This is a genomic window from Furfurilactobacillus curtus (assembly GCF_045862785.1).
In the GTDB taxonomy this organism is placed as follows: Bacteria; Bacillota; Bacilli; order Lactobacillales; family Lactobacillaceae; genus Furfurilactobacillus; species Furfurilactobacillus curtus.
The window spans coordinates 1-22,973 of sequence record NZ_BQXO01000002.1; the positions used below are offsets into that span (position 1 = coordinate 1).

A 22,973-nucleotide genomic window follows, 5' to 3' on the forward strand; every position below is an offset into this window, starting at 1 on the left:
TCCTGAGCCAGGATCAAACTCTCAAATTAATGAGTTATTTGAAATAGCTCTTGTTTTTGTTACTTGGTTATAAAGTGAATTGACTTCACAATTTGTATTGCTTTGAACCGAAGTTCAAAGACCCTACACATTTGATTCGTCGAAACGTTGTTCAGTTTTCAAAGATCTACTTTGTTGCCATGTGACAACTTAATTAGTGTATCATGCTATCAACTAGGAGTCAAGCAATTAAATGAACATTTTTTTGAAATCTGTTTATCAATAACTCGCTCTTCCGTAACAGCAAGTAATACTATATCAATCTGTTCTAGTTGGGTCAAGCATTTTATCAAGAAAATATTCAACATCGTTCAAAGATTACCAATATCGAACTCGTCGGTCGAATTCATTTTGGCAAACATATGCATTGTTCTAGAACAAAACAGCGATATTATTCATATTCATTTACTTTTATACCATTTTAGCTTTATATTATGCAAAAACCATTTTTCATAAGGAAGTAGCGTAAAAATATGAAATTAACTAAAGAATTTGACCTACTAATTCTATCCAAATATACATTCCCCCACATTAGCTACATGTACCCAATAAGAATGATCCAGAGCACGCTGACCAGCTTAACTTAATGGCTAGTGGAGAAATGCCAACGCTGGGTTCATCATTAGCAACACCCATCGCCCCCGCGCTAACAGTCTAAGGGTGTAAAATAACGTAAAACATCAATAAGGAAGTTTAATGTGAGTAACAATAATTCAGCACTAGCCAAACTGGCACCAGATCAACCTTTATCACCTCAGCAGTCGGAACTGGTTAAAAAAGCTCTGACTTTTTGCATACAACGGTTGCAAACCGGCTCTTTCAAACCGGGCATTTTTACGATTCGTGGTGAGGCGGGAACCGGCAAAAGCGTCGTTCTCAGTCATCTATTTAATACATTACAAGCGGCAGCTCGAACTGACCCACAGAGTCCGTTTTATCAAACAAATAATATTTTTCTCGTTAATCATCCGGAAATTCTCAAAGTTTATAAGGAACTTGCAGGTCCTTTACCCAATTTGCGAAAGAAGGACTTTGATCGACCGACATCGTTCATCAACCGTTCGCACAAACAACACACGCGTGCCGACATTATCATCGTTGATGAAGCACATCTTTTGTTGTCACGACCTGACCGCTACAATAATTTCGACCAACAGAATCAATTATGTGAGCTTTTAAAACTTGCCAAGGTCGTCATTATCGTCTTTGACGCTAACCAGGTTCTAAAAACAAAGAGCTTTTGGAATACACATCGCCTTCGACAATTGATCGGATCAATTCCCCACGCCGATTTCGAACTACACGAACAATTTCGTATGCATGCCGACTCATCTGTAGTTGACTGGATTAACGCCTTTACTAGTCGCCAACTATTGCCTTTGCCACTGCATCAAGGTCAATATGATTTGCAAATTTTTGACGATGCTCAAACAATGTATCAGCAGATTCGCAACAAAAACGAGCAAATGGGCCTATCTCGTATCGTCGCTACATCTGGGTATCCCTCCAAACTCGATGGTGGGCAGCACTTTGTCACCGCTGGCCATTTTAAACTACCTTGGGATCAATACAACTACCAAACCACGGCTTGGGCTGAAAAAGCCAGCACAATTAACGAGGTTGGCTCAATTTACACCGTTCAAGGCTTCGACTTAAATTATGTCGGGGTGATTATCGGGCCGCCCTTTGATTACAACCCTGTTACCGATCGATTAATCGTGGATCCAAGTCGTGTCACTGACCCCGAAGTCTTCAAACGACGCGACGATTTGTCAGATCCAAAAGAGCGCCAGCAAATTAATGAACAACTAACGTTAAACGTTCTAAACGTCTTGATGAAACGCGGCGTGAAAGGCTTATATCTGTATGCTAGTCAGCCAGCGTTACACCAACGTTTACGGGAATTAAGCGAATAAATTAAACGGCAGCCAATCACTGATTTTACAGTGATTGGCTGCCGTTTGCTTACTGGGTCAAGCCAGCTATTTCATACTAATACTAAAGTGTTATTTTTCCATAAACAGATAAATTTTACTTGTCGAAACGCCAAACGTAAATTTCACGCCATTCGAATAGATCGGATGAACCGTTGTATTTCCTTTTTTGGCCGCTTTCGTTTGCTTGCCAAATTCTTTCATCACTTTCTTTGCATCCGCACCAGTCGTACCAGCCATTAGGGCAAAACTCGTCCCAAATTCTTTTTGGCCTGCTTTGGACTTAAAAGCTTTAGTTGGCACCATCATTGATGCTGCCATAACTTGACCATCTTGTACATTCATCCGTGTTTGAACAACTTTTGTGCTGACCACGTCATGCAAGCCATTTTTCGGTGTGGCTACTGGCAATAGCTGGCCCTTGGCCGCAGTCTTAGCCTGTGCCATCGCAGCTTGAACTTGTGGTTGTAACTGTTGAACAGTAGCCGCCAATTCCGGATTAGGTTGTTGTTTTAACTGTGCGGCAGCCTTTTGTAAGGTTACGGCTTGCTTTTGCGCAGCTGGGGACATCTTCGAACCGGTCAATGCCTGATTATAAGCCTGTTGCAGGCTTTGATAATTGGTAAGTGGTTTCACCGCCGCCACTTGGACAGTCTGATGATTACCATTAGCACTCAGCTTAACTTGCTGGCGCTTGGTGGTACTCGGCACCTGAATGACGAAGGTCCCGTCGTGAACCGTTTGCTTGTGAGGCGTTTGTTGATCAATCTGATAAGTCACGGTCTTGGCGTTCGTGTGGCCTTTTACTGGTGCCACCAGTACATTGGCGCGATAAGTTTGTTTCGTTGTTGATAGTGAGGCACGGCCACAACCAGCTAATGCCAGCAAACTAACCGCGGCTGTCACAATTAATAATGAATTTCGTCGCATCTTAGTTAGCCTCCTCGTCCATCGAAATGTTGCCAGAAAATTGACTGTTGTAAAGGTCCGCATAAAAACCATTGGCAGCCATTAGCTCATTATGATTCCCCGTCTCAACGACTGATCCATGATTCATTACGATAATGTTATCTGCGTTTTGAATCGTGGATAATCGGTGAGCAACGACGAAGCTCGTCCGATTGACCAAAAGCTGCTCCATGGCATGTTGAATCTGTACTTCAGTCCGGGTATCCACCGAACTAGTCGCTTCATCCAAAATTAAAATCTCGGGATTGGCTACAAACGCTCTAGCAATCGTTAAGAGCTGCCGTTGCCCCTGTGAAATATTGGAAGCCTCTTCATTTAAGATCGTTTGGTAACCATCTGGTAATTTGCGAACAAATTCATCCACATGCGCTGCCTGAGCAGCCGCTAAAATTTCGTCATCGGTCGCGTCTTCACGCCCATACTTCAAATTGTCCCAAATCGTGCCAGTAAATAGCCACGTATCTTGAAGAACCATCGCAAAGTGCGATCGTAAATCTTCACGGGCAAGATCGCGAGTATCAGTTCCACTTAACCGAATTGACCCGCCGGAAACATCATAAAAACGTTCTAACAAATTAATAATCGTTGTTTTACCAGCGCCAGTTGGTCCGACGATTGCTACCTGTTGACCACGCTTAACGGCTAAATTATAGTCGGTCATCAGCAGTTCATCACCATAACCAAACTTCACATGATCTAACGTGATTAAGTTCGGATCATCCGTTTTCACTGGCTGTCCAGACTTCGTATCCGTCATTTCTTCTTCATCGATGACGTCAAAGACCCGTTCGGCCGAGGCGATCGTGGACTGAATGGTGTTCAATAAGTTGGCCAGCTGAGAAATTGGCTGAGAGAACTGTTGGGTATACTGCAAGAAAGCTTGTACATTCCCTAAGGTTACGTTCCCATTGGCGACTTGAATCCCACCGACGATCGCGACAAATACATAACCAATGTTGTTAATAAACATCATCAATGGCATGATCACACCGGAAATAAATTGTGCCTTCCAAGCCGCGCCATAGTAAACTTCGTTCTGCTTTTCAAAAGTTTCAATGGCCCGGTCTTCACGATTGAAACTTTTGACGACTTCATGACCAGCGTAATTCTCTTCGACTTCATTATTAATCAGTCCCAGGCTCTTCTGCTGTTGTCCAAAGAAACGCTGTGATCGAGGAGCTACAAGCCCAACAACGACCAAGCTCAGTGGGATGGTTACTAAAGCAATCAAGGTTAACTGCCAACTGATCGTAAGCATCATCCACAAAGTCCCCACAAAAGTGACTAAGCTCGTGATCGCTTGCGTTAAACTTTGCTGTAACGTACTGGCAATATTATCCATATCGTTGACAGCCCGGCTCATAATATCCCCATTGCTGTGGGTATCATAATACTTAATCGGAACCAGGCGCATTTTACCCTTAAACTCACGCCGCAATTTATACACGGTTCGTTGAGAAATACGAGTCATAATGTACTGTTGTAAAAAGTTGAAGATTGCCGAAGCTAGATACATGATCAATACAACAACAACAATGTTCAAAACTTTGCCGAAGTTAATAGGAAAACCACTCATGGGAATACCGGCTTTTTGTTCCGCGGTTCCCTTCATAATGCCCTTGAAGATTTCCGTCGTGGCTTGTCCTAAAATTTTAGGTGTCCGAATTTGGAAAATAACGGCCGTAATGGCAAAGATTAAAACCAAGACCATCCCTAGCCAGCGATCTGACATGTACCGTAACAAGCGGCCAAAAGTTCGCCAAAAATGATTCGGTTTTTCAACTAAACCGGGGCCACCATGACCACCGGGACCATGGCCACCCATCGGACGTGAAGTTGGGGTTGAACTTTTCGATTTATTTTCACTCATGATAAGGCCGCCTCCCCTTCACGTAGTTGTGATTTCATAATTTCTTGATAAACGACATTGTTAGCACGTAGTTCATCGTGAGTTCCCTTACCCACTAATTTGCCGTTATCTAACACCAAAATAAGATCGGCATCAGCCACCGTCGCAATTCGTTGAGCGACAATGACAACTACGCTTTGCTGAATTTGCTGATCGGCGCGTAATTGCGCTCGTAAGGCAGCGTCCGTTTTAAAGTCTAATGCTGAAAATGAATCATCGAAGACATACACACTAGCTTGTTTAACCAATGCCCTAGCAATCGCCAGCCGCTGTTTTTGACCACCAGAAAAATTGTCCCCACCTTGCTCAACATGGGCATCCAAACCGCCCTCTTCTTTAACAAAGTCAGATGACTGCGCGATGGCTAAAGCTTGCCACAAATCATCATCTGTCGCATCAGCATTACCAAATTTCAAATTGTCACGAATAGTGCCCGTAAATAAGGTTGCTTTTTGTGGGACCATCGCAACTTCACCGTGTAATTGATGTAAATTTTGTTGCCGTACATCCACATCATTGACTTTAACAGTCCCCTTTTCCACATCGAAGAAACGAGGAATTAAGTTAACGAGCGTTGTTTTACCAGAACCCGTGCCGCCAATGATTGCCACAGTTTGACCTGCGTGGACGTTAAAATCAATATCCGTCAACGCTGTCTGTTCAGCTTGCTGATAACGAAAATCAACGTGATCAAAGGCCAAAGCTTTTGGCGCTTCAGCTACTTGAGCTGCGGCTTCTTTTGGATCAGTAATATGACTCTCTAATGAAAGAACTTCCTGAATTCGTGTTGCTGAGGCTGCGGCCCGTGGTAGAAAGGCCATGATCATCGCCAGCATCATAAAGCTCATTAAGACCTGCATCGCGTAAGTCATAAACGCGATCATGTTCCCAACTTGCATTGTTTGCGAACTAATTAATTGGCCGCCAAACCAGACAATTGCGATGTTCGTGCCACTCATGATCAAAGTCATCACGGGAAAAGCAAAGGCGACAATCGTATTAACCTTGATCGAATTTTGCGTATAGTCTTGGTTGGCAGCTTCAAAACGATCTTGTTCAAATCGATCTTGTCGGAAAGCCCGAATCACGCGGACCCCAGTTAATCCTTCACGAAAGACTAAGTTTAAACGGTCCGTTTTCGTCTGCATCGCGCGAAAAAGTGGAATTGCCAGACCCATAATTAAGCCAATACAGAGGACTAACACGGGGATAGCGACCACAAAAATCCAAGATAGCTGGGGACTCTTGTTATAAGCTAAGAAGCTTGCCCCCACCAGCATGATTGGTGCCATAATCATCATCCGTAACGCCATCATCGTGACATTTTGAATTTGCACCACATCGTTGGTGGTCCGCGTAATTAAAGAAGATGTTTCAACTTGATCAAATTCATCGTTTGAAAAATTCATCACTTTACGATAGATGTCACTTCGTAAATTTTGCCCCAATTTTTGTGACGAGCGTGCTGCCAACAGCACATTGACGACCGCCGCTCCAACTGAGAGCAATGAAAAAGCAATCATTTCAAAACCAATCCGCCAAATGTACCCAATATTCCCTTTGGCGACCCCATTGTTGACGATATCTGACGTCAAACTGGGTAAATTTAGATTGGCGATGACCTGAATGATCATGAAAAAGACCGCCCCGAGGACTGCCCATGATGAAATTCGGCCTCTTGCAATTTTTAGCATTTAGCACGTTCCTCCTGTTTATCTAGCTATGTAACTGTGCATAACGACAGCAAGCCATTATACGCTTTTTGTACCGCTTGTAGTCGACTTAATTGTGGATTTCCAAAATTCATCAAATTAGTGGCTCAATAAATATCAGTGACGCCACAATTTTAGCAACCAGCGAGCAGTATAGCACCATTTGTTTCTAACGGAAACTGTTTTAAATAAAAAAAACACTTACCACTGTGACAAGTGTTTTCCGGTGATTCTGTTCTAATCTGTAGGAATGCCTACTCGACTGAAGATTTCATCAACGTATTGCACGTGGCGCTGCAGGTCAAACGCCGCTTCAACTGCATTCGACTCTAAATGTTCTTTAATGAACCGATCGTCAGTGACCAACTGCCTAAAGGACTGCCCGGTCGACATTGCCAGATTAGCTAACTGCTGTACGTGATCATAGGCTACTTCACGACTTAGACCAGTATCAATCAGGGCAAGCAAAACCTGCTGGCTAAAGACCAGTCCACCGCTCGCGTTAATATTGGCCAGCATTTGCTGCTCATCCACGACAAGTTCGTCCATAATCCGATTAAATCGATGCAACATATAATCTAACAGCGCCGTCGCATCCGGTAGAATAATCCGTTCGGCTGATGAATGAGAAATGTCGCGTTCATGCCACAAAGCCACATCCTCATAGGCAGTCACCATGTACCCACGGATTACACGTGCCAAGCCCGTAATGTTTTCTGACCCGATCGGGTTATGTTTGTGGGGCATCGCCGAAGACCCCTTTTGACCACTGGCAAACGGTTCAGCCACTTCATGAATCTCTGAACGTTGAAGACCACGAATCTCAGTGGCGTAGGTTTCCAATCCGGTCGCAATGAGTGCTAAGACACTCAAATAATGAGCATGCAAATCGCGTGGTAGAACTTGGCTGGTGACGGGCTGCGGGCGCAAACCTAACTGCCGACAAACATCTGCTTCGATCTGCGGTGGAATATTGGCAAACGTTCCTACCGCACCACTCAACTCACCGACAGCCAATTCATCACTAACCACTTGAAAGCGATTCAAATCTCGGTTTAGTTCATCCACCCATCGCGCAAGTTTAATGCCTAACGACATCGGTTCAGCCTGAACGCCATGAGTTCGACCCATTAACATGGTCTTTTTATAGCGTCTTGCCTGCCGAATCAACGTGTCACGTAATGTTTCTAAATCTGTTTTGATCAAAGTGTTAGCAGCCTTTAGCTGCAAAGCTTGCGCCGTATCGACCACATCGGTACTCGTCAAGCCATAATGAACCCATTTTCGTTCCGAACCAAGTGATTCTGATAGCATTCGCGTAAAAGCAACGACATCATGATGCGTCTCCGCTTCAATTTCGGCCATCCGATCCACATTAATGGTCGCGTGTGCCTTTAAATCATCCACATCAGCCTGAGGAATTTTACCGGCATTGGCCCATGCTTGGCAAGCAGCGAGTTCAACGGCCAACCACTGATGTAACTTGTTTTCCTGTGACCAAATTTGCTCCATTTCCGAACGAACGTATCGATCAATCATTCAGTCACCGCCGTTTCAACCTTAATGTTCGGCTTTTGCCAAACATCCGTCAAAATCATCGTTTGTTCGCGGTCAGGTCCGACTGACAAAGTCGCCAAATCCGTGCCAACTAGTTCAACCACCCGTTGCACGTATCGTTGTGCATTTATTGGCAATGCTGAAAATTCTCGACACTGGGTGATGTCTTCGGTCCAACCTGGCAACGTTTCGTAAACTGGTTGGCAGCGTAATAAGGCCTGTCGCCCAGCTGGATATCGATCAATCCGCTCACCATCTAGGTCGTAAGCCACACAAATTTTTAATTCTGGCAAACCAGTCAAAACATCCAAACAGTTCAACGCCAAATAGTCCAAACCTGAAACCCGTCGTGCATGACGTAAGACAACCGTGTCAAGCCAACCAATTCGCCGAGGACGCTTAGTCACCGTCCCATACTCATGGCCGACCTCGCGAATTTGATCGCCAATTTCATCATGCAATTCCGTGGGAAATGGACCATCCCCCACACGGGATGTATAGGCCTTAGCCGCACCCACCACCGCCATAACTTTGCTTGGTCCAAGACCACTACCAATCGTCACGCCACCAGCGATTGGATTCGAAGACGTTACATAAGGGTATGTGCCATGATCAATGTCCAGCATCACACCTTGCGCCCCTTCAAACAAGACGCGTTCGCCTTTAGTCAAGGCTTCATCGATAACTACTGACGTATCCGTTACATATGGGGCTAAACGCTTTGCGTAACCGACATAGTCTTGATAAATCGTGTCGAAATCCAGTGGTTGTGCACCGTAGACCTTCGCCAGCAAGTTGTTTTTAGTAGTTAAATTACGTTGCAATAATGTTTTAAACGTTTCCGGTTCAAGCAGGTCAGCCACACGGATGCCAATCCTTGATGCCTTATCCATATAGGCTGGCCCAATTCCTTTATTGGTTGTCCCAATTTTATGGCCTTGTTTACTCATCTCTTCACAGTGATCTTGCAAAATATGATAAGGAAAAATGAGATGTGCTCGATCAGAAATTCGTAAATTATCAGTTTTAATGCCTCGTCCATGTAAATAATCAATTTCGGCTAACAATGTCTTCGGGTTTAACACGACCCCATTACCAATTAGGCATAATTTATCAGATTCAAAAATGCCAGATGGCAACAATTGGAGTTGGTATCGATCGCCAGCAAAAGTGATGGTATGGCCTGCATTGTCACCACCTTGATACCGAGAAATCATGTCAGCACGTTGACTAACGAAATCTGTAATTTTTCCTTTTCCTTCATCGCCCCATTGACTACCAACAATCACAACTGCTGTCATTTTTTCACCTCAACGTTTTATTTTCGAACAACAAGCTTGATTTTAACGTAAATCGTTCAGTTTATCAACAAAAATCGAACGAACTAATCAGTTTCTTTTTATAACGTTCTTTTATATTGCTGAAACATTTGACTTACATCCTAAAAACGCTTATCTTAGTTTCCGTTGCCGAACTTTACAACGATTGATTTAGAAAGAGGTCGCCACGTGATGGAAATTTTTGATTACGAAGATGTGCAGCTCATTCCCAATAAATGTTTGATCGACAGTCGATCTCAAGCCGATCCAACAACAACATTTGGTGGACACCACTTTAAGCTCCCAGTTGTTCCTGCTAATATGGCAACCGTCATCGACGAGCCTTTAGCAATCTGGCTAGCGGAGCACGATTACTTTTACATCATGCACCGTTTTAACCCAGAACGTCGCTTAGCCTTTGTACAAGCCATGCGCGAACGTGGCTTATTCAGTTCGATCAGTGTCGGCGTGAAGCCAGAAGAATACCAACTCATCGATGAACTAGCCACCGCTGAATTGACACCTGACTTCATTACCATTGACATCGCTCATGGCCACTCAAACCGAGTTATTGAAATGATTCACGCCATTAAATCACGATTGCCAGATAGTTTTGTAATTGCTGGTAATGTTGCAACACCCGAAGCCGTTCGTGAACTAGAAGATGCGGGAGCTGATGCCACCAAAGTTGGTATCGGACCGGGCAAAGCATGTATCACTAAACTTAAAACGGGGTTCGGAACTGGCGGTTGGCAACTCGCAGCTGTCAGGTGGTGTGCTAAAGCCGCTCGTAAACCAATCATTGCCGACGGGGGCATTCGTCATAATGGTGATATCGCTAAGTCACTTCGTTTCGGTGCCAGCATGGTCATGGTCGGTTCATTATTTGCTGGCCACAAACAATCGCCAGGTACTGATCTCGTGATTGACCATCGTCATTTCAAACAATATTATGGGTCGGCCTCTGCCCAGCAAAAAGGCGCACACAAAAATGTCGAAGGTAAAGACATGCTGGTGCCTTACCGTGGCGATATCCAAGATACACTCACCGAAATGGGTGAAGATTTACAATCATCCATTTCTTACGCTGGCGGCAATGACCTAACAGCTTTAAAGACAGTTGACTATGTCTTAGTTCGTAACACGATTACCATTGGTGATTAATTAATCCACATAAAAATGGCGGTTGCCCTGCACAATCAGTGCACAGACGAACCGCCATTTTTTATTGATCATAATAACCGAGTAAGCTTAGTTATGCGAAACAGGTTGTTCAATCTCGCTAGCCGTTGGGGCTGCTGTTACAGTTTCTTCTTCCGGTTTTAATAATAGATTCAAAATTACTGCAGTCACACTAGCCATCACGATGCCATTACTCAGCATCAATTGAGCCGTTTTCGGTAAAGCTTGGAAAATAGCTGGTTGAACTGTGACACCCAAACCTAAGCCGATGGAAACCGCGGCAATCAGAATATTCTTATTGTTTCGAAAATCTACCTGGCCTAACATACGAACCCCTTGCATCGCAACCATCCCAAACATCACGACCATTGCACCACCGATAACTGGCACAGGAATCATAGTTGCCAATGCGCCTACTTTAGGTAGTAACCCTAGTAACATTAAGAAGCCAGCTGCGTAAAAGACTGGGCGCCGCGTTTTGATGCCAGATAATTGCACTAATCCAACATTTTGTGAGTACGTAGTATAAGGAAAGGTATTGAAGATCCCGCCTAACATCACCGCTAACGCTTCAGCGCGATACCCTTTTTTAAGATCTGCTGTTGATACTGGTCGATTGAGTAAATCGCCAAGAGCAAAGAAGACCCCTGTTGATTCAACCATCGATACCAAGGCAATCATGACCATTGTCAAGCTAGAGGAGAGTTCAAAATGGGGCATGCCAAAGTAAAAGGGTTGTGGAAAATGGAACCAGCTCGCTTCTAGGACTGGCCGTACTGAAACCATCCCTGCTAATCCTGCGGCTAAACTACCTGCTAATAACCCGATTAAGACAGCAATCTGACGAATAAAGCCTCGACCCCAGATATTGCAAGCCAGAATGACGACAATGGTTAAGGCGCCAACCCCTAAGTTAACTGGTGAGCCGAAGTTTTTAGCAGTGACATCGCCACCGCCTAAATTTAAAAATGCAATCGGAATCAACGTTAAACCGATAACCGTAATAACCGTTCCTGTTACTAGCGGTGGAAATAGGCGCCGAATCTTTGCAAAAACACCAGCAATCGCAAAGACGAAAATCCCGGCAACAATAATCGCACCATACATCGTCCCAATCGTAAAGTGTTGGCCAATCATCTGTAGTGGCGCTACAGCTTGGACCGCACAACCTAAAACAACTGGTAGACCAATCCCAAACATGCGATTCTTCAGTAACTGCAATAAGGTGGCTAACCCACACATAAAAATATCAATTGAAACAAGATAAGTCATTTGGCTGCTGTTAAAATGCAATGCACCACCAATCAATAAAGGAACCAAAATAGCGCCTGAATACATTGCAAGTAAGTGTTGAAGTCCTAACATGGCTGCTTTTGACTCACGAGCGGTATTAACCTTTTTCAACATTCGTCGACTCCTTATCTTCGGTTTCAGCAAAAATCACATGTCCTTGTTCAAAACCACTGATACTGGCTAATGCAAGTAACGGAATGCCTTGTTCTTCAATCAGGGCATGACCACGCTGGAAGCGTTTTTCAATCACGACCCCTACGCCGCCGACAGTTGCACCGGCTTGATGAATAATTTCTAATAACCCATTAACTGCCTGCCCATTTGCCAAAAAGTCATCAATAATAAGGACATGATCATCAGCTGAAAGGAAATCACGTGAGATCGAAATCTGATTATCTACTTGCTTTGTAAATGAATAAACTGTCGCCGTATATAAATTATCCGTGAGTGTCAGACTCTTGTGTTTACGTGCAAATACTAGGGGAACTTGTAATGATAAAGCAGTCATCATAGCTGGGGCAATGCCTGAGGACTCAACTGTCAGGACTTTAGTAATGCCAAGCCCATCAAAGCGATCAGCAAATGCCTCACCAATGTTTTGCATTAACTTTGGATCGACCTGATGATTAAGAAAACCATCTACTTTTAAAATATCATCGCCTAATACGCGACCTTCTGTCTCAATTCGTTGCTCTAATTCTTTGATAATGGTCCCCTCCTCTGATAGCTTGCTGAATCAATGCCATGTGTTCACGTTGAGAACCACTGTGGATCTGACAGATGAGCTTAATCTAAATGATCAGACACAAAAAGCTCCTTTTACGGAAATCCGCAAAAGGAGCTCACTAAAGACAGCTCATTTTGCTTATAGTCCAGAGTTTAAGGTTCTGGGTAGAGACAGCCATCCGTATTATGACCATATATAAGCGTTGTCGCTCAACGTATTAATTTATGTTGTCCACCTTAACACAGCAACTTTATTCGTGCAAAGGTTTTTAAGATCAGAGTGTGAGCCAGACCGTTATGAGACCGAGCAACAACAGACAATCGCGATTGGGCGCTTTTGGCCCGGTGGCGATTGTTGGTTGTGCACAGGGCTCAGGTCTGGCGAGCACGTTTATGCAGCGTGTAAGTCAGTTAGGCCGAGTAATAGTCAGCGGCCTCACCAAAACGAAGCTCAACTTTATCGTGGTTGCTGATAAAGAACCTCGGTCCCATATTTAAGCAGTTGATCTGCATAATTATGGTCGCGCTTCTGCTGCGAAATTTCACTTTTTAGTGTACTCAATTGATCCGTGATAATCCCATCGACGTCCAAACGCATCATTTGGTCCATGTCATCTTCATCATTAACGGTCCACGCAAAAACGCGTTTGTGATCACGATGGGCCGCTGAAACAAAGCGATCGTTTAACGTACTGTATTCCATTGTGAAAAAGTTAGCTCGCGTGCGTGGGACGCCAACGAAGTTATACGGCAAAATATATCCGACCGTTAATGCTGGACGCTCACGCTTTAATTGTTCCACAATGCCGTAATCAAGAGTATGGATAATGTCGTGATGCGTCAATAACGTGTCCGCATAGCGATCAATAAAACGATTCACCAGCGCCTTACGATCCTGATCAGAATCAATTTTAATTTCAACCAATAATTTCTGGTGCATCGCGTGTGCCGCTTTTAGATACTGATCAAACGAATCAATTTTGGTGGAATAACCGTTTTCGTGAATGGTCGTCGCAGTCAAATGAACTAATGTCTGTTGATCAACTTTTTCATTTTTACCCGCTAAATTGATCAGATTATCATCATGCATGGCAACAAAATGGTGATCCTTAGTTTCGCGAATATCCATTTCAACATATTTAGGATGATCTCGGTGCGTTTTTGTTAATGCAGGGATCGTATTTTGCACGCCATTGCCATCGTTAACACCACGATGTGACAATGTCTGGGGATTAACTTCCAATAATCCATCAAAGTAGCTATACCCGTAACCAGCAAAAACAACCGCAACCACCACAAAGGCAACAAATATACTGACCCGCCACCAGGATTTAGCAATAATATGGGGCAAATCTGGCAGTTGTTCTAATGCGCCAACATCGTAGCGTTGCATAACCTGTAAACTCAAATCCAATACCCAAACTGTCGTTAAAATCGAGACCGTGTAAGTTAATAATGATAGTAAATTGAAATTAACGATGGCCGCCGTCAAAGCAGTGATATGATTCTGTTGATCGAACCACGTTTGCGCGCCATAAAAGCCCATAAAAAGAACCAAATACAATACAGCTGCACTGACGATAATGCCGATAATTCGTAGTGTTATCCACCAAAACGATCCCTTCGTTTGTCGCCATGATTCTTTGACGGCCTGCTTAACAGAATTTCGTTTGAACATTAATAATGGAATCACAACCAATAGGCGCAGACCAAAATAATATCCGAACGCATAAACTAAAATCAGCGCTGCTAACAGTAAAGGTTTGGTCGTAATGAATTCCAAAATAAAGGCTGGAATTTGAACTTTTGCTAACAGTGGTGTGCGAATAAAACTCCCACCAAAGGGCACGATCAAGATGAAATAAAGGACAAAAAAGCCAAAGGTTCCGAGTGACAAACGTGGTAGTCGCCGCCAAAGCTCGCTCACCAATTGGCGAATCGTTGGTCGTTGATTCTTACGTCGATAGGCCACCATCAGTAACAAGTATGCAAATTGAAGATAAATGCCCACCAGAATCACTAGCAATAAGAGTAGCAGACTGGCCATCGCGCCCGGATGCGCTACTACCACAGCGCCAAAATTCGTATAAGACAAATAGGCAATATTGCTCCATCGTAAAATGGCGGCTCCCAACCACGAAAAGGTAGGAATTAGCACCGCGTAGACGACAATAGCTGTAAATGAATAATGTTTAAAAAAATACCAAAACGCTCGCGTAAACCGCCAAATGCTAGTTCGTTTAGTCCCCTTCATCCCCAGACCCCCTTGATTATTAGAATTATCATACCTGATTTCTAAAATCTGTACAGATTTTAACTTCCGATCAGCCCTAGCAAACAGGCAGCGACTGACATGCTTAATTAATTGCTGATAACTGCCAAAACATCGAAAGTAGGCTGGTGCCGCTCAACGAAAAAGCCCACCAATCACTTGGTGGTCAAAGAAATTAATTTGAAAACAATTTCAAATAAAGTTGTTCTGCAAATGGCTTAAAACTATACCGCGACCGAAAGCTGTTGCTTAACATAATAACTGCATTTTTGCCGTCTTTTGACACGCAACTCATCGATTGATATCCATATCCTAGGCCATGATTGACAGCCGCCCCATACAGATTGTATGTGCCACCACCGTAAGTGCTGCGACTACCGGACTGGTATAGTTGCGCTACAGCTTGTTTAGAGATGATTTTTCCCGCCATGATGCCACTAATCATTCCGTATAGATCTCGAGCAGAAGTGGCTACCCGCCCCGTTCCGACCTCATCATGCCATTGTGCCGCTGGCGTAACGACTGCTCGATTGTAATCAACATCCCCAGACGGCGTACCCGCATATGCAACCGCCACTTGTAGTCGGTCTGAAGGCATCATTACCGTTTGATGTAAACCAAGTCGTTTAACCACTTGTTGATTAAATAGCTGTTCATACGATTTCCCCGTCAATTTCTTCAGCACACCAGTTAAGAGATTGTAGTTGACTTGTGAATATTGCCATTGATTATAAAGCGCTGGATCAAATATCACATGATGGACGTCATAATCGACAATTTGATCGTCCGTTTGTAAATTTGTTGGGCCGACTGGACCATCCATGCGCAACCCAGAGGTCATATCTAGCATTTGGCGAATCGTGATCTCATTGCTATGTGGCACCTCAGGAAAGAAGCGCTTTAAATGATCTGTCATCGACAAGTGATGTTGTTCAATCTGTTGCATCACTAGCGCACCTGTTGCAATTTTCTGGATTGAATCAATTGCATAAGCCGTCGAAGCTTGATTTGGTAGTTTCCTCGCCACATTGGCTTGTCCAAACTGCCGTTCATAAGTGATTTTACCACCACGCACAATCAGCACAGATCCAACAAAATGCATGTCACTAATTTGCTGATTCAACGTCGTGGTCTCTTGTTGATTAATGGTCTTCGGTAACTTTAACGTGGACCATTTGTGGGCTGGCTTAGCGTTGGCCCTGCGGTGATGAACTACATGTTCGACTTTGGTCGTCTGACGCACTTGATGATATACGCTGCCCCAAGCTAATAAACTAATCAAACCGACAGTAATTAAAATCAAGCTAATTCGCATTGGTCTGGACATGATGACTCCTTATAAACAGCTGGGTTCAGTCCCATCCGCTTTAATTAATTTTCCAATGTGAACCATTATAACAAAGCTCATCTTAGATACCTATTTTCATTTCTCAAAGACTGGCTGTTTCACGTGGAACAAGCATCACATGATATTGAATTATTTTTCATTTCAAAACTATGAACAAGAAAATAAATGAGCTAAAGTTATATAAAACAATTCGCCTCTGAGGTTTTAAATTTTATGAAGAAAAAGTCAGATTATATTGCATTTGCATCATGTGTAACCATGTTTATTATCTTTACAATCCTATTATTTTACCGAATTGGTCAAGTTCCTGGCGTTTTCATGGACGAGGCTGACTACATAAATGAAGTTATCAGTAAAGCCAATTTTGGAACTGATATCAATGGTCTTCACCATTCTATGTACTTTGCTAGTACGTGGGGACAGGGACAATCCGCCGTTTATAGCTGGATCGTCGTCCCCTTCATCCGATTATTTGGTTTTTCATTGTTTGTGTTTAGAGCACCCTTTGCTGTACTCACACTATTAGCTATGCTAAGCATTGTTATTTACACATATTATGCGTTTGAAAACAAACTATTAGCCACTACCATCACGCTATGCATGGTTACTGCACCTGGACTATTCATGTCTGGTCGTTGGGTATTAGATGCTAACATTGCACCAATTTTTATCACCTTTGCACTTCTTTTACTAATCCTTTCATTCAATCAGCATAAATTCAAAAAAGCTTGTTTGTTGAAGTGAACCCATTAAGTTGGACAATTAAATTAAGCGACTGATTGAGAGGTAGACTGCCGGTATTGAACTGGTGATCTACCTTTTAATTTGATTTTGATTCTGCGTTGATTGTAATAGTCCAACCAATCAGTCATAGCTAGAACTAATGCTGCCTTGGTTGGATAAGCTTGGTCGAACAGCTCGGCTTTCATGATGTGGAAAAATGATTCCATTGTCGCATTGTCTAAACATGTTGCCTTTCGAGACATACTTTGGAAAGCACGATGCTGTTTTAATACTTTTCGCCAAGCCGTATTTTGGTATTGAAACCCTTGGTCCGTATGAACTGTCGTGCGGTACGATCGTCCCGCTACTTTATTCAGTGCTTCCTGAAGCGGTTTAATCGCGAAGGCCACTGTTGGATGATCACTGATATTAAAAGCTAAAATTTCACCTGAATATAAGTCCATCACTGGCTCTAAATAGACACGTTCATTAATTGACTACCATAACGAAATTCACTCACATCCGCGACTAATTTTTGATAGGGTCGATCTGTCTCAAAACGTCGTCGTAGTCGGTTGGGAGCGAGTTTACCCACTTGCCCTTGATAGGAATTATACTTACGTGTTTTACGATTGTAGGCTGTCGATAGGCAACCCATTTGATGCATCAAACGTAAGACATGTTTATGGTTCACACTGAAGCCTTGCTGATGTAATTCAGCCGTTACGCGACGATAACCATAGTGCTTATTAGCACGCTTAACTTCATCAATCGCTTGGATTAACTGAGTGTCAATTGGTATCAGGCTCGTGTCATTTTTGTTGGCATTATAGTAGGTACTACGTGGTTGGTGAACAATCTTTAAAACTAGTGCTAGTGAAACTCGAAAGATTTGCCTTAGTTCTGTGATGATTTGTGCGACTTCTCTCGAGTTTCTTCTTCCCGATCTAAGGCATCTAGTTTTTTTAAGTAGGCGTTCTCAATTCTTAACATCAAGTTCTCTTCACGTAACTTCTTTAATGCATCTGAATCATCATTAGGAGCTTTTGTTGGTCGCTTATGTTTTTTCATTACTGGACGTCCTCGCTTTTGTGTGCTCAGACCTTCGATCCCAAATTGCTCGAACCGCGTTTGCCAAGATAAAATTGTCGTGTCACTTGGTATGTTGAAATGTAACGCAGTTACTGCATAGGAAGTCTGATGTTGTTTCATCCAGTTTAATACTTGTTGCTTAAAGCGACTAGAATAGACACGCTGAACATGTTTGATTTCTAACCCTTCAACACCATAGGCTTGGAACTTCTTGACCCATTCAAGAATCGTACCGCATTTTGGAATCTGGTATTTATGGGCTAACGTCGTGCTGCCAGCGCCTGCTAAGTATTCTGCGACAATTTTTGCTTTAAATTCATAATTATATTTGGTCATAGTAAAACCCCCAGAGTTGGATTTTGTCCAACTCTGGGGGTTCACTTCAGATTAGTAAAAAGCAAAGTCAGAATCACTAATGAACAAAAAAGTAATGTGAGAATGCTAATAACAAATGAAATTTTATAAATTTTAGGCGGGACAAATTCAATTTGAATTGTGTTAAAAACCTTATTGTTAACGAGTCGAACCCGAGCCAAATGATATCGATCTAATGTTACTTTCGAGACGTGATGATTTACGATGACTCGGTATTCTCGAACATTATAAATCCAAAATGGCAGGCGAACTGTTGTATTTTGTACTACTGGCTTCTTCGTTTCTAATTTATACACAACAGTATTGGCACCAACATGAATATCCTCCGGCCGTATTGTTTGCTTACCAACCAAAAGCAGATGCCGATCAACTTGCAATAAGGCTTGCCGATCTAGCCCATAGTCCGGAATATAATCACGATAGATAGATGCTCCAATGTCATTTTTAAAACCTGCATTTGTTATTCTAAAATTATTACTAGTTACATTTTGCATCGTGCTCGTTGCAGACACAGTGTTGGTTTGATCTTTATGAATTTTGTTTTCCGTATTAATTAACGTGGTCGTTACGCTCACCATTAAAATAACAGGCAGGATAATAGCACCCAATGTTAACCGGTTAACTATTTTAGGAGATTTTTCCAATGAACTCAGATAGTTACCGGTAGCGACAGCAATGGCATAGCATAGAAAGAAATTAGCCATTGGCATCATTCGTCCCGAGTACTGAAGTCGACTGATAACAGTCTTGGTCATTAATGACCAAGGGAAAATATCCGTAGACATTATCGTTAATCCAAACCCGATGATCAGAGTAATCCTAACAATCCGCGATAAATAACGCCATTTAGAAATCAATACCAGACAGCCAACAACGATCAATATGCCAAATTGTAGCTGATAGACTTCAATTCGTGTATCTAGCGAATTGTTAATTATTTGACTAAGTGCCAGACCATTTTGTGTTCCAAAATTAGTTGCTGGTGGCGATAAAATCTTAGTATGTAGATATTGATCGAAAAAGGGAATCCAAAAATTTAACGTCGCAACCATATACAGAATTGAAGCGGCAAACAAACGTAATATCGCTGACCAAGATATCCGTCGAGCAATAATGAAATATATCAAGGATAAGCCAAATCCAATAAACGTTATAAAGGCGGTCATGAAGTGGGTCTGCGTAATTAATGCCAGACTAAAGCCTAAAAATACCCAAGTAAATTTTCCAAAATAATTATGTTCTGACTGATAAATGAGATGATAAAAACTTAAAATAGCTAAGGGAAAAAAGAGCATCGCCACAGATTCGCCCAAGTCAAACCGCCCTACGTTATCTTCAATCAAGTAAATTGAAAAAACATAGCCAGTAGCAAAAATAACACCAGTACGCCACGCATATCCAGATAAGCGAATTGTTATGAAATTCATCCATAGGCCCAAAAAAGCAATGATCGCTTCTCCAAGCGCCAATGCAATGATGTGTGGTCCCGCAATTTTTAAGCCAATTAAAAAGGGGGTTAGCCCAAGCCATGGATAGAAAAAATTAATTCCTTGGCCAGCGTTACCAAACGCCTGTGTCGAAATATATGTTAAGTGCCCTTGTTTTAAATTTCCATAAATTTCCAACAACCGTTGTAAATGAAATGCCCGATCGCTTCCCACCAACAACCCTGATGGAGGGAAAATTAATAATCCAAAAGCAATTGCACTAATACCAAAGAAGATAAACAATAAACCATTTTGCTTAAACGTTTTCATGAAGTATCCCCATCTTTTTTCTGCCTAGTTTAAATTATAATCAAAAACAGACAATCAATAGAATTAATTTATATAAAATTTCATAAATTCTAATGATTGCAATATACTAATAAAACAATCTAACAAGTGATATTGGAGGGATATTGTGAAACCTAAACATACGATCTTTTTTTATATAGCCAGTTTTTTAATACCAATCTTAATTTTCTCAGTTCTGTTAGCAGCTGCTCACATCACACCATTCGGCAATATTTCTCCACTGCGTAGTGACATGAATAACCAGTATGTAAGTTACTTTGCAGCGTTAAAACACATTGTCTCCCAGCATTCATGGTATTCATATTCATTTACACTAGGTGGGAATCTATTTGGTTTAGTTACCTACTATCTGATGTCACCTTTGAATTTGATTTTTATACTGGTACCTTTGACAGCCATCAATCAAGCTATTGTGGTGATTACGACGATAAAAATTGGCTTGCTCGGACTAACAATGGGGTTATTTTTAAAACAGGAACCTGCACCGAATCTTAATACCCGTTTGTTGCCATGGCTTCGTTTATCCCTGACAACAAGTTACGCTCTATCAACTTTCTTTATCGGCTTCGAAATGAACATTATGTGGTTTGATGGCTTCATTTTGCTCCCATTGGTTTTATTAGCTATTGATTACCTAATTAAAACGGGGCAATCGCGTTGGTTCATTGTGACACTAAGCGCATCTGTAATTTTAAACTATTATATCGCGTTTATGATTGGCGTATTTAGCTTCCTTTGGTTAATATACCGGCAGTTAACCCGGTTCAACACAGACTTATTTTGGCAGCGTATGCGTCAATACATACTTGCAGGTTTTGCTTCACTTAGCTTAACAACAATTATCTGGTTACCAACGTTAATTTCACTTCGCGGGGCTAAAAAACAATCCTTTTCGGCCTTTGTTCATCCCCTCACCCAATTCAATGCAATAAAAGGCTTCGGCCGATCCTTTCTAGCCGGAACATATGGCGCAAATATGAGCAGCGATTTCAACAATGCGCCACTCATTTACTCATCCACATTTATAATAGTTTTATTGATTGCATATTACTGCGCGAATAGTATCCCCATACAGCATCGATTGATAAGCCTCGGCTTTTTATGTTTTATGGGTCTCAGCACTTGGTTTACGCCCCTTGCTGTTTTCTGGCACGGGGGAACACCCCCCATTGGTTTTGACGGCCGTTTTGCTTTCACAATTGTCTTTTTAACAACAATTTTGGCCTATCAAGGAGCAAATGCACTTAAAGCTGGAATTAATCAACCCGCTTTTTTAATGATCAATGCATTGATCATTATCGTCGTTTATCATCGACAATTCCCGCAGTTATTAACTCTGAAATTTAGCATCGTTAATATAAGCTTGTTATTACTTAATTTTATGTTAGTTCTGTGGTTAACAAACGCCCATCAAAACGCTAAAAAATTAATTGCTGTGACAACCAGTCTTCTTCTACTAAATCTAATTAACGTTACTATCAATGATCATCACGTACTAGCTAATAATTACAACCCACCCACTACGAACACCTTTAATCAATTTGTAAATTATACTGCACCGGTTTTAAATTCATTGCCGCGTTTAACAAGAGCCAATAACAGAATAGAAATGGATTTCTCAAGAAGTAATAATGATCCTTTATTGCTTAATTTCCCAGGTGTTAGTCATTACAGCAGTTCGGAACCCAATAACATTAAGCAATTTATGGGTAACCTTGGCTATTTACGCGATATGAATTGGACCAACTATAGTGCTGGCAGTAGTAATTTTATTGACGATTATTTTGGCATCAGTAACATTGTCAGTGATCCTCATCAAAGTTTATCAAGTGCGATTGATAATGACGACTACATGGGCCATTCTCAACCTGTATCATATGCTGATACAAAAATTAAGCAAAATAATAGAAAAGGACTTGCTGTCACTCATCACACAGAGGCGCTACCACTGTTATTTCCGCTGCAGAAAAACAACACTAGTGATAAACTAAACGCCTCGGTAGAAAACGTTTTTCAAAATCAAAATATCTTAGCAACTGGCTTGTTTGCTAGGAAGATTATGTCTCCTGCAAAGGTGCAGGCAGTTTCTAACCTCAAATATAGCGTCACACCAACTCAAGATGGGGAAGTCTATCTTGCCCTACCTGCAACCAACTTTCCTAATTTCCTTGAATGGGCGCCAATCAACATTCAACGAAACGATTTCAAAAAATCATTAGTCACGTATAATTTCGGTGAGAACAGCGTCTTAGACCTAGGTTCAGGAACTAAGAATATTCCCTTTATGATTACCATTAAACCAACAATACCAAATGTACAAATTAATCAACCAATAATTGCCAGTTCTCCTAAAGAATCAACTCTGAAAAATGCATTACTTGATATTAAAAACAAGGTAAAAACCCAACGAGTTAGCGGAAATCACATTAGAACTACTGTTTATGGAAATCAAAATCAGTCAATTCTATTAACCTTGCCCATTGATGCTGGCTGGCATCTGACCATTAACGGCAAGCCTTATCCGATATCAAAGGCTTATGGCGCCTTAATTACCTTTAAACTTCCACGCACTGGTAAAAACTTAATTAAGCTCTCTTTCGTGCCACGCGGTCTTAAGGCAGGCCTGATTATTAGTATCGCTTCTTTAATCATTTTGGCTATACTCTTCACTCTTCAAAAGCGTCGACAAAAATCATAAAAATCTGTAATAAAAAACTCCGAATTTGA

16 protein-coding genes, 1 pseudogene and 1 riboswitch are annotated in these 22,973 nt (G+C 42.0%); of the genes and pseudogenes, 4 read left to right on the forward strand and 13 right to left on the reverse strand.

Annotated features, from left to right (window positions below; translation table 11 throughout):
- Positions 1–737 precede the first annotated feature (737 nt).
- Complete coding sequence (locus ACKTR2_RS03195) at positions 738–1,955, forward strand: DUF2075 domain-containing protein (RefSeq protein WP_407882583.1); 1,218 nt, start codon at positions 738–740, stop codon at positions 1,953–1,955.
- Between the two features lie 90 nt (positions 1,956–2,045).
- Here ACKTR2_RS03195 and ACKTR2_RS03200 read toward each other — a convergent pair whose 3' ends face one another.
- The 5 genes from ACKTR2_RS03200 to ACKTR2_RS03220 form a co-directional block, all read right to left on the reverse strand.
- On the reverse strand, positions 2,046–2,903 hold the full coding sequence (locus ACKTR2_RS03200) for a hypothetical protein (RefSeq protein WP_407882584.1): 858 nt from the start codon (positions 2,901–2,903) through the stop codon (positions 2,046–2,048).
- A gap of 1 nt (position 2,904) precedes the next feature.
- Positions 2,905–4,812: an ABC transporter ATP-binding protein gene (locus tag ACKTR2_RS03205; RefSeq protein WP_407882585.1), complete on the reverse strand. Its 1,908-nt coding sequence runs from the start codon at positions 4,810–4,812 to the stop codon at positions 2,905–2,907.
- The gene (locus tag ACKTR2_RS03210) at positions 4,809–6,545 is read right to left on the reverse strand and encodes an ABC transporter ATP-binding protein (protein WP_407882586.1); all 1,737 of its coding nucleotides are present in this window, start codon (positions 6,543–6,545) and stop codon (positions 4,809–4,811) included. The genes ACKTR2_RS03205 and ACKTR2_RS03210 overlap by 4 nt, the downstream gene beginning before the upstream one ends.
- Positions 6,546–6,800: 255 nt before the next feature.
- Complete coding sequence (gene purB / locus ACKTR2_RS03215; RefSeq protein ID WP_407882587.1) at positions 6,801–8,102, reverse strand: adenylosuccinate lyase; 1,302 nt, start codon at positions 8,100–8,102, stop codon at positions 6,801–6,803.
- On the reverse strand, positions 8,099–9,421 hold the full coding sequence (locus ACKTR2_RS03220; RefSeq protein ID WP_407882588.1) for an adenylosuccinate synthase: 1,323 nt from the start codon (positions 9,419–9,421) through the stop codon (positions 8,099–8,101). Before ACKTR2_RS03220 ends, purB begins: the two co-directional genes overlap by 4 nt.
- A gap of 210 nt (positions 9,422–9,631) precedes the next feature.
- On the opposite strand from ACKTR2_RS03220, the gene ACKTR2_RS03225 reads away from it, so the two are divergent.
- Complete coding sequence (locus ACKTR2_RS03225; protein ID WP_407883424.1) at positions 9,632–10,603, forward strand: GMP reductase; 972 nt, start codon at positions 9,632–9,634, stop codon at positions 10,601–10,603.
- An 87-nt stretch (positions 10,604–10,690) separates the two neighbouring features.
- Here ACKTR2_RS03225 and ACKTR2_RS03230 read toward each other — a convergent pair whose 3' ends face one another.
- The 4 genes from ACKTR2_RS03230 to ACKTR2_RS03245 form a co-directional block, all read right to left on the reverse strand.
- Complete coding sequence (locus ACKTR2_RS03230; RefSeq protein WP_407882589.1) at positions 10,691–12,028, reverse strand: nucleobase:cation symporter-2 family protein; 1,338 nt, start codon at positions 12,026–12,028, stop codon at positions 10,691–10,693.
- Positions 12,012–12,620 carry a xanthine phosphoribosyltransferase gene (locus tag ACKTR2_RS03235; protein ID WP_407883426.1) on the reverse strand — a complete coding sequence of 203 codons (609 nt, stop codon included), beginning with the start codon at positions 12,618–12,620 and terminating at the stop codon, positions 12,012–12,014. Before ACKTR2_RS03235 ends, ACKTR2_RS03230 begins: the two co-directional genes overlap by 17 nt.
- Positions 12,621–12,762: 142 nt before the next feature.
- Positions 12,763–12,860: riboswitch (purine riboswitch) on the reverse strand.
- Positions 12,861–13,097: 237 nt separating this feature from the next.
- Entirely contained in the window at positions 13,098–14,894 is a 1,797-nt protein-coding gene (locus tag ACKTR2_RS03240; protein WP_407882590.1) for a glycerophosphoryl diester phosphodiesterase membrane domain-containing protein, read from the reverse strand.
- 193 nt (positions 14,895–15,087) lie between these two features.
- Positions 15,088–16,239, reverse strand: a complete 1,152-nt coding sequence (locus ACKTR2_RS03245; protein ID WP_407882591.1) for a serine hydrolase domain-containing protein — start codon at positions 16,237–16,239, stop codon at positions 15,088–15,090.
- A gap of 234 nt (positions 16,240–16,473) precedes the next feature.
- On the opposite strand from ACKTR2_RS03245, the gene ACKTR2_RS03250 reads away from it, so the two are divergent.
- The gene (locus ACKTR2_RS03250) at positions 16,474–17,004 is read left to right on the forward strand and encodes a hypothetical protein (protein WP_407882592.1); all 531 of its coding nucleotides are present in this window, start codon (positions 16,474–16,476) and stop codon (positions 17,002–17,004) included.
- A 23-nt stretch (positions 17,005–17,027) separates the two neighbouring features.
- Here ACKTR2_RS03250 and ACKTR2_RS03255 read toward each other — a convergent pair whose 3' ends face one another.
- From ACKTR2_RS03255 to ACKTR2_RS03270, 4 genes and pseudogenes are all read right to left on the reverse strand, one after another.
- Entirely contained in the window at positions 17,028–17,426 is a 399-nt protein-coding gene (locus ACKTR2_RS03255; RefSeq protein WP_456237528.1) for a transposase, read from the reverse strand.
- 245 nt (positions 17,427–17,671) lie between these two features.
- A pseudogene (locus ACKTR2_RS10650) lies at positions 17,672–17,896 on the reverse strand (IS3 family transposase); the annotation flags it as partial.
- Complete coding sequence (locus tag ACKTR2_RS03265) at positions 17,881–18,411, reverse strand: helix-turn-helix domain-containing protein (RefSeq protein ID WP_407882594.1); 531 nt, start codon at positions 18,409–18,411, stop codon at positions 17,881–17,883. The gene ACKTR2_RS03265 and the pseudogene ACKTR2_RS10650, both read right to left, overlap by 16 nt.
- A gap of 41 nt (positions 18,412–18,452) precedes the next feature.
- Positions 18,453–20,207 (reverse strand): hypothetical protein, encoded by a 1,755-nt coding sequence (locus ACKTR2_RS03270; RefSeq protein WP_407882595.1) that lies wholly within the window; start codon positions 20,205–20,207, stop codon positions 18,453–18,455.
- Between the two features lie 145 nt (positions 20,208–20,352).
- Here ACKTR2_RS03270 and ACKTR2_RS03275 point away from each other — a divergent pair, with 145 nt between their 5' ends.
- Positions 20,353–22,944, forward strand: coding sequence for a YfhO family protein (locus ACKTR2_RS03275; protein WP_407882596.1), 2,592 nt, complete (start codon positions 20,353–20,355; stop codon positions 22,942–22,944).
- Positions 22,945–22,973: the final 29 nt, after the last annotated feature.

Coding starts and splice junctions, on each gene's coding strand:
- ACKTR2_RS03200 (WP_407882584.1), bottom strand. CDS start 2,903: ATGCGACGAAATTCATTATTAATTGTGACAGCCGCGGTTAGTTTGCTG.
- ACKTR2_RS03205 (WP_407882585.1), bottom strand. CDS start 4,812: ATGAGTGAAAATAAATCGAAAAGTTCAACCCCAACTTCACGTCCGATG.
- ACKTR2_RS03210 (WP_407882586.1), bottom strand. CDS start 6,545: ATGCTAAAAATTGCAAGAGGCCGAATTTCATCATGGGCAGTCCTCGGG.
- purB (WP_407882587.1), bottom strand. CDS start 8,102: ATGATTGATCGATACGTTCGTTCGGAAATGGAGCAAATTTGGTCACAG.
- ACKTR2_RS03220 (WP_407882588.1), bottom strand. CDS start 9,421: ATGACAGCAGTTGTGATTGTTGGTAGTCAATGGGGCGATGAAGGAAAA.
- ACKTR2_RS03225 (WP_407883424.1), top strand. CDS start 9,632: ATGGAAATTTTTGATTACGAAGATGTGCAGCTCATTCCCAATAAATGT.
- ACKTR2_RS03230 (WP_407882589.1), bottom strand. CDS start 12,028: ATGTTGAAAAAGGTTAATACCGCTCGTGAGTCAAAAGCAGCCATGTTA.
- ACKTR2_RS03240 (WP_407882590.1), bottom strand. CDS start 14,894: ATGAAGGGGACTAAACGAACTAGCATTTGGCGGTTTACGCGAGCGTTT.
- ACKTR2_RS03245 (WP_407882591.1), bottom strand. CDS start 16,239: ATGTCCAGACCAATGCGAATTAGCTTGATTTTAATTACTGTCGGTTTG.
- ACKTR2_RS03250 (WP_407882592.1), top strand. CDS start 16,474: ATGAAGAAAAAGTCAGATTATATTGCATTTGCATCATGTGTAACCATG.
- ACKTR2_RS03265 (WP_407882594.1), bottom strand. CDS start 18,411: ATGACCAAATATAATTATGAATTTAAAGCAAAAATTGTCGCAGAATAC.
- ACKTR2_RS03270 (WP_407882595.1), bottom strand. CDS start 20,207: ATGAAAACGTTTAAGCAAAATGGTTTATTGTTTATCTTCTTTGGTATT.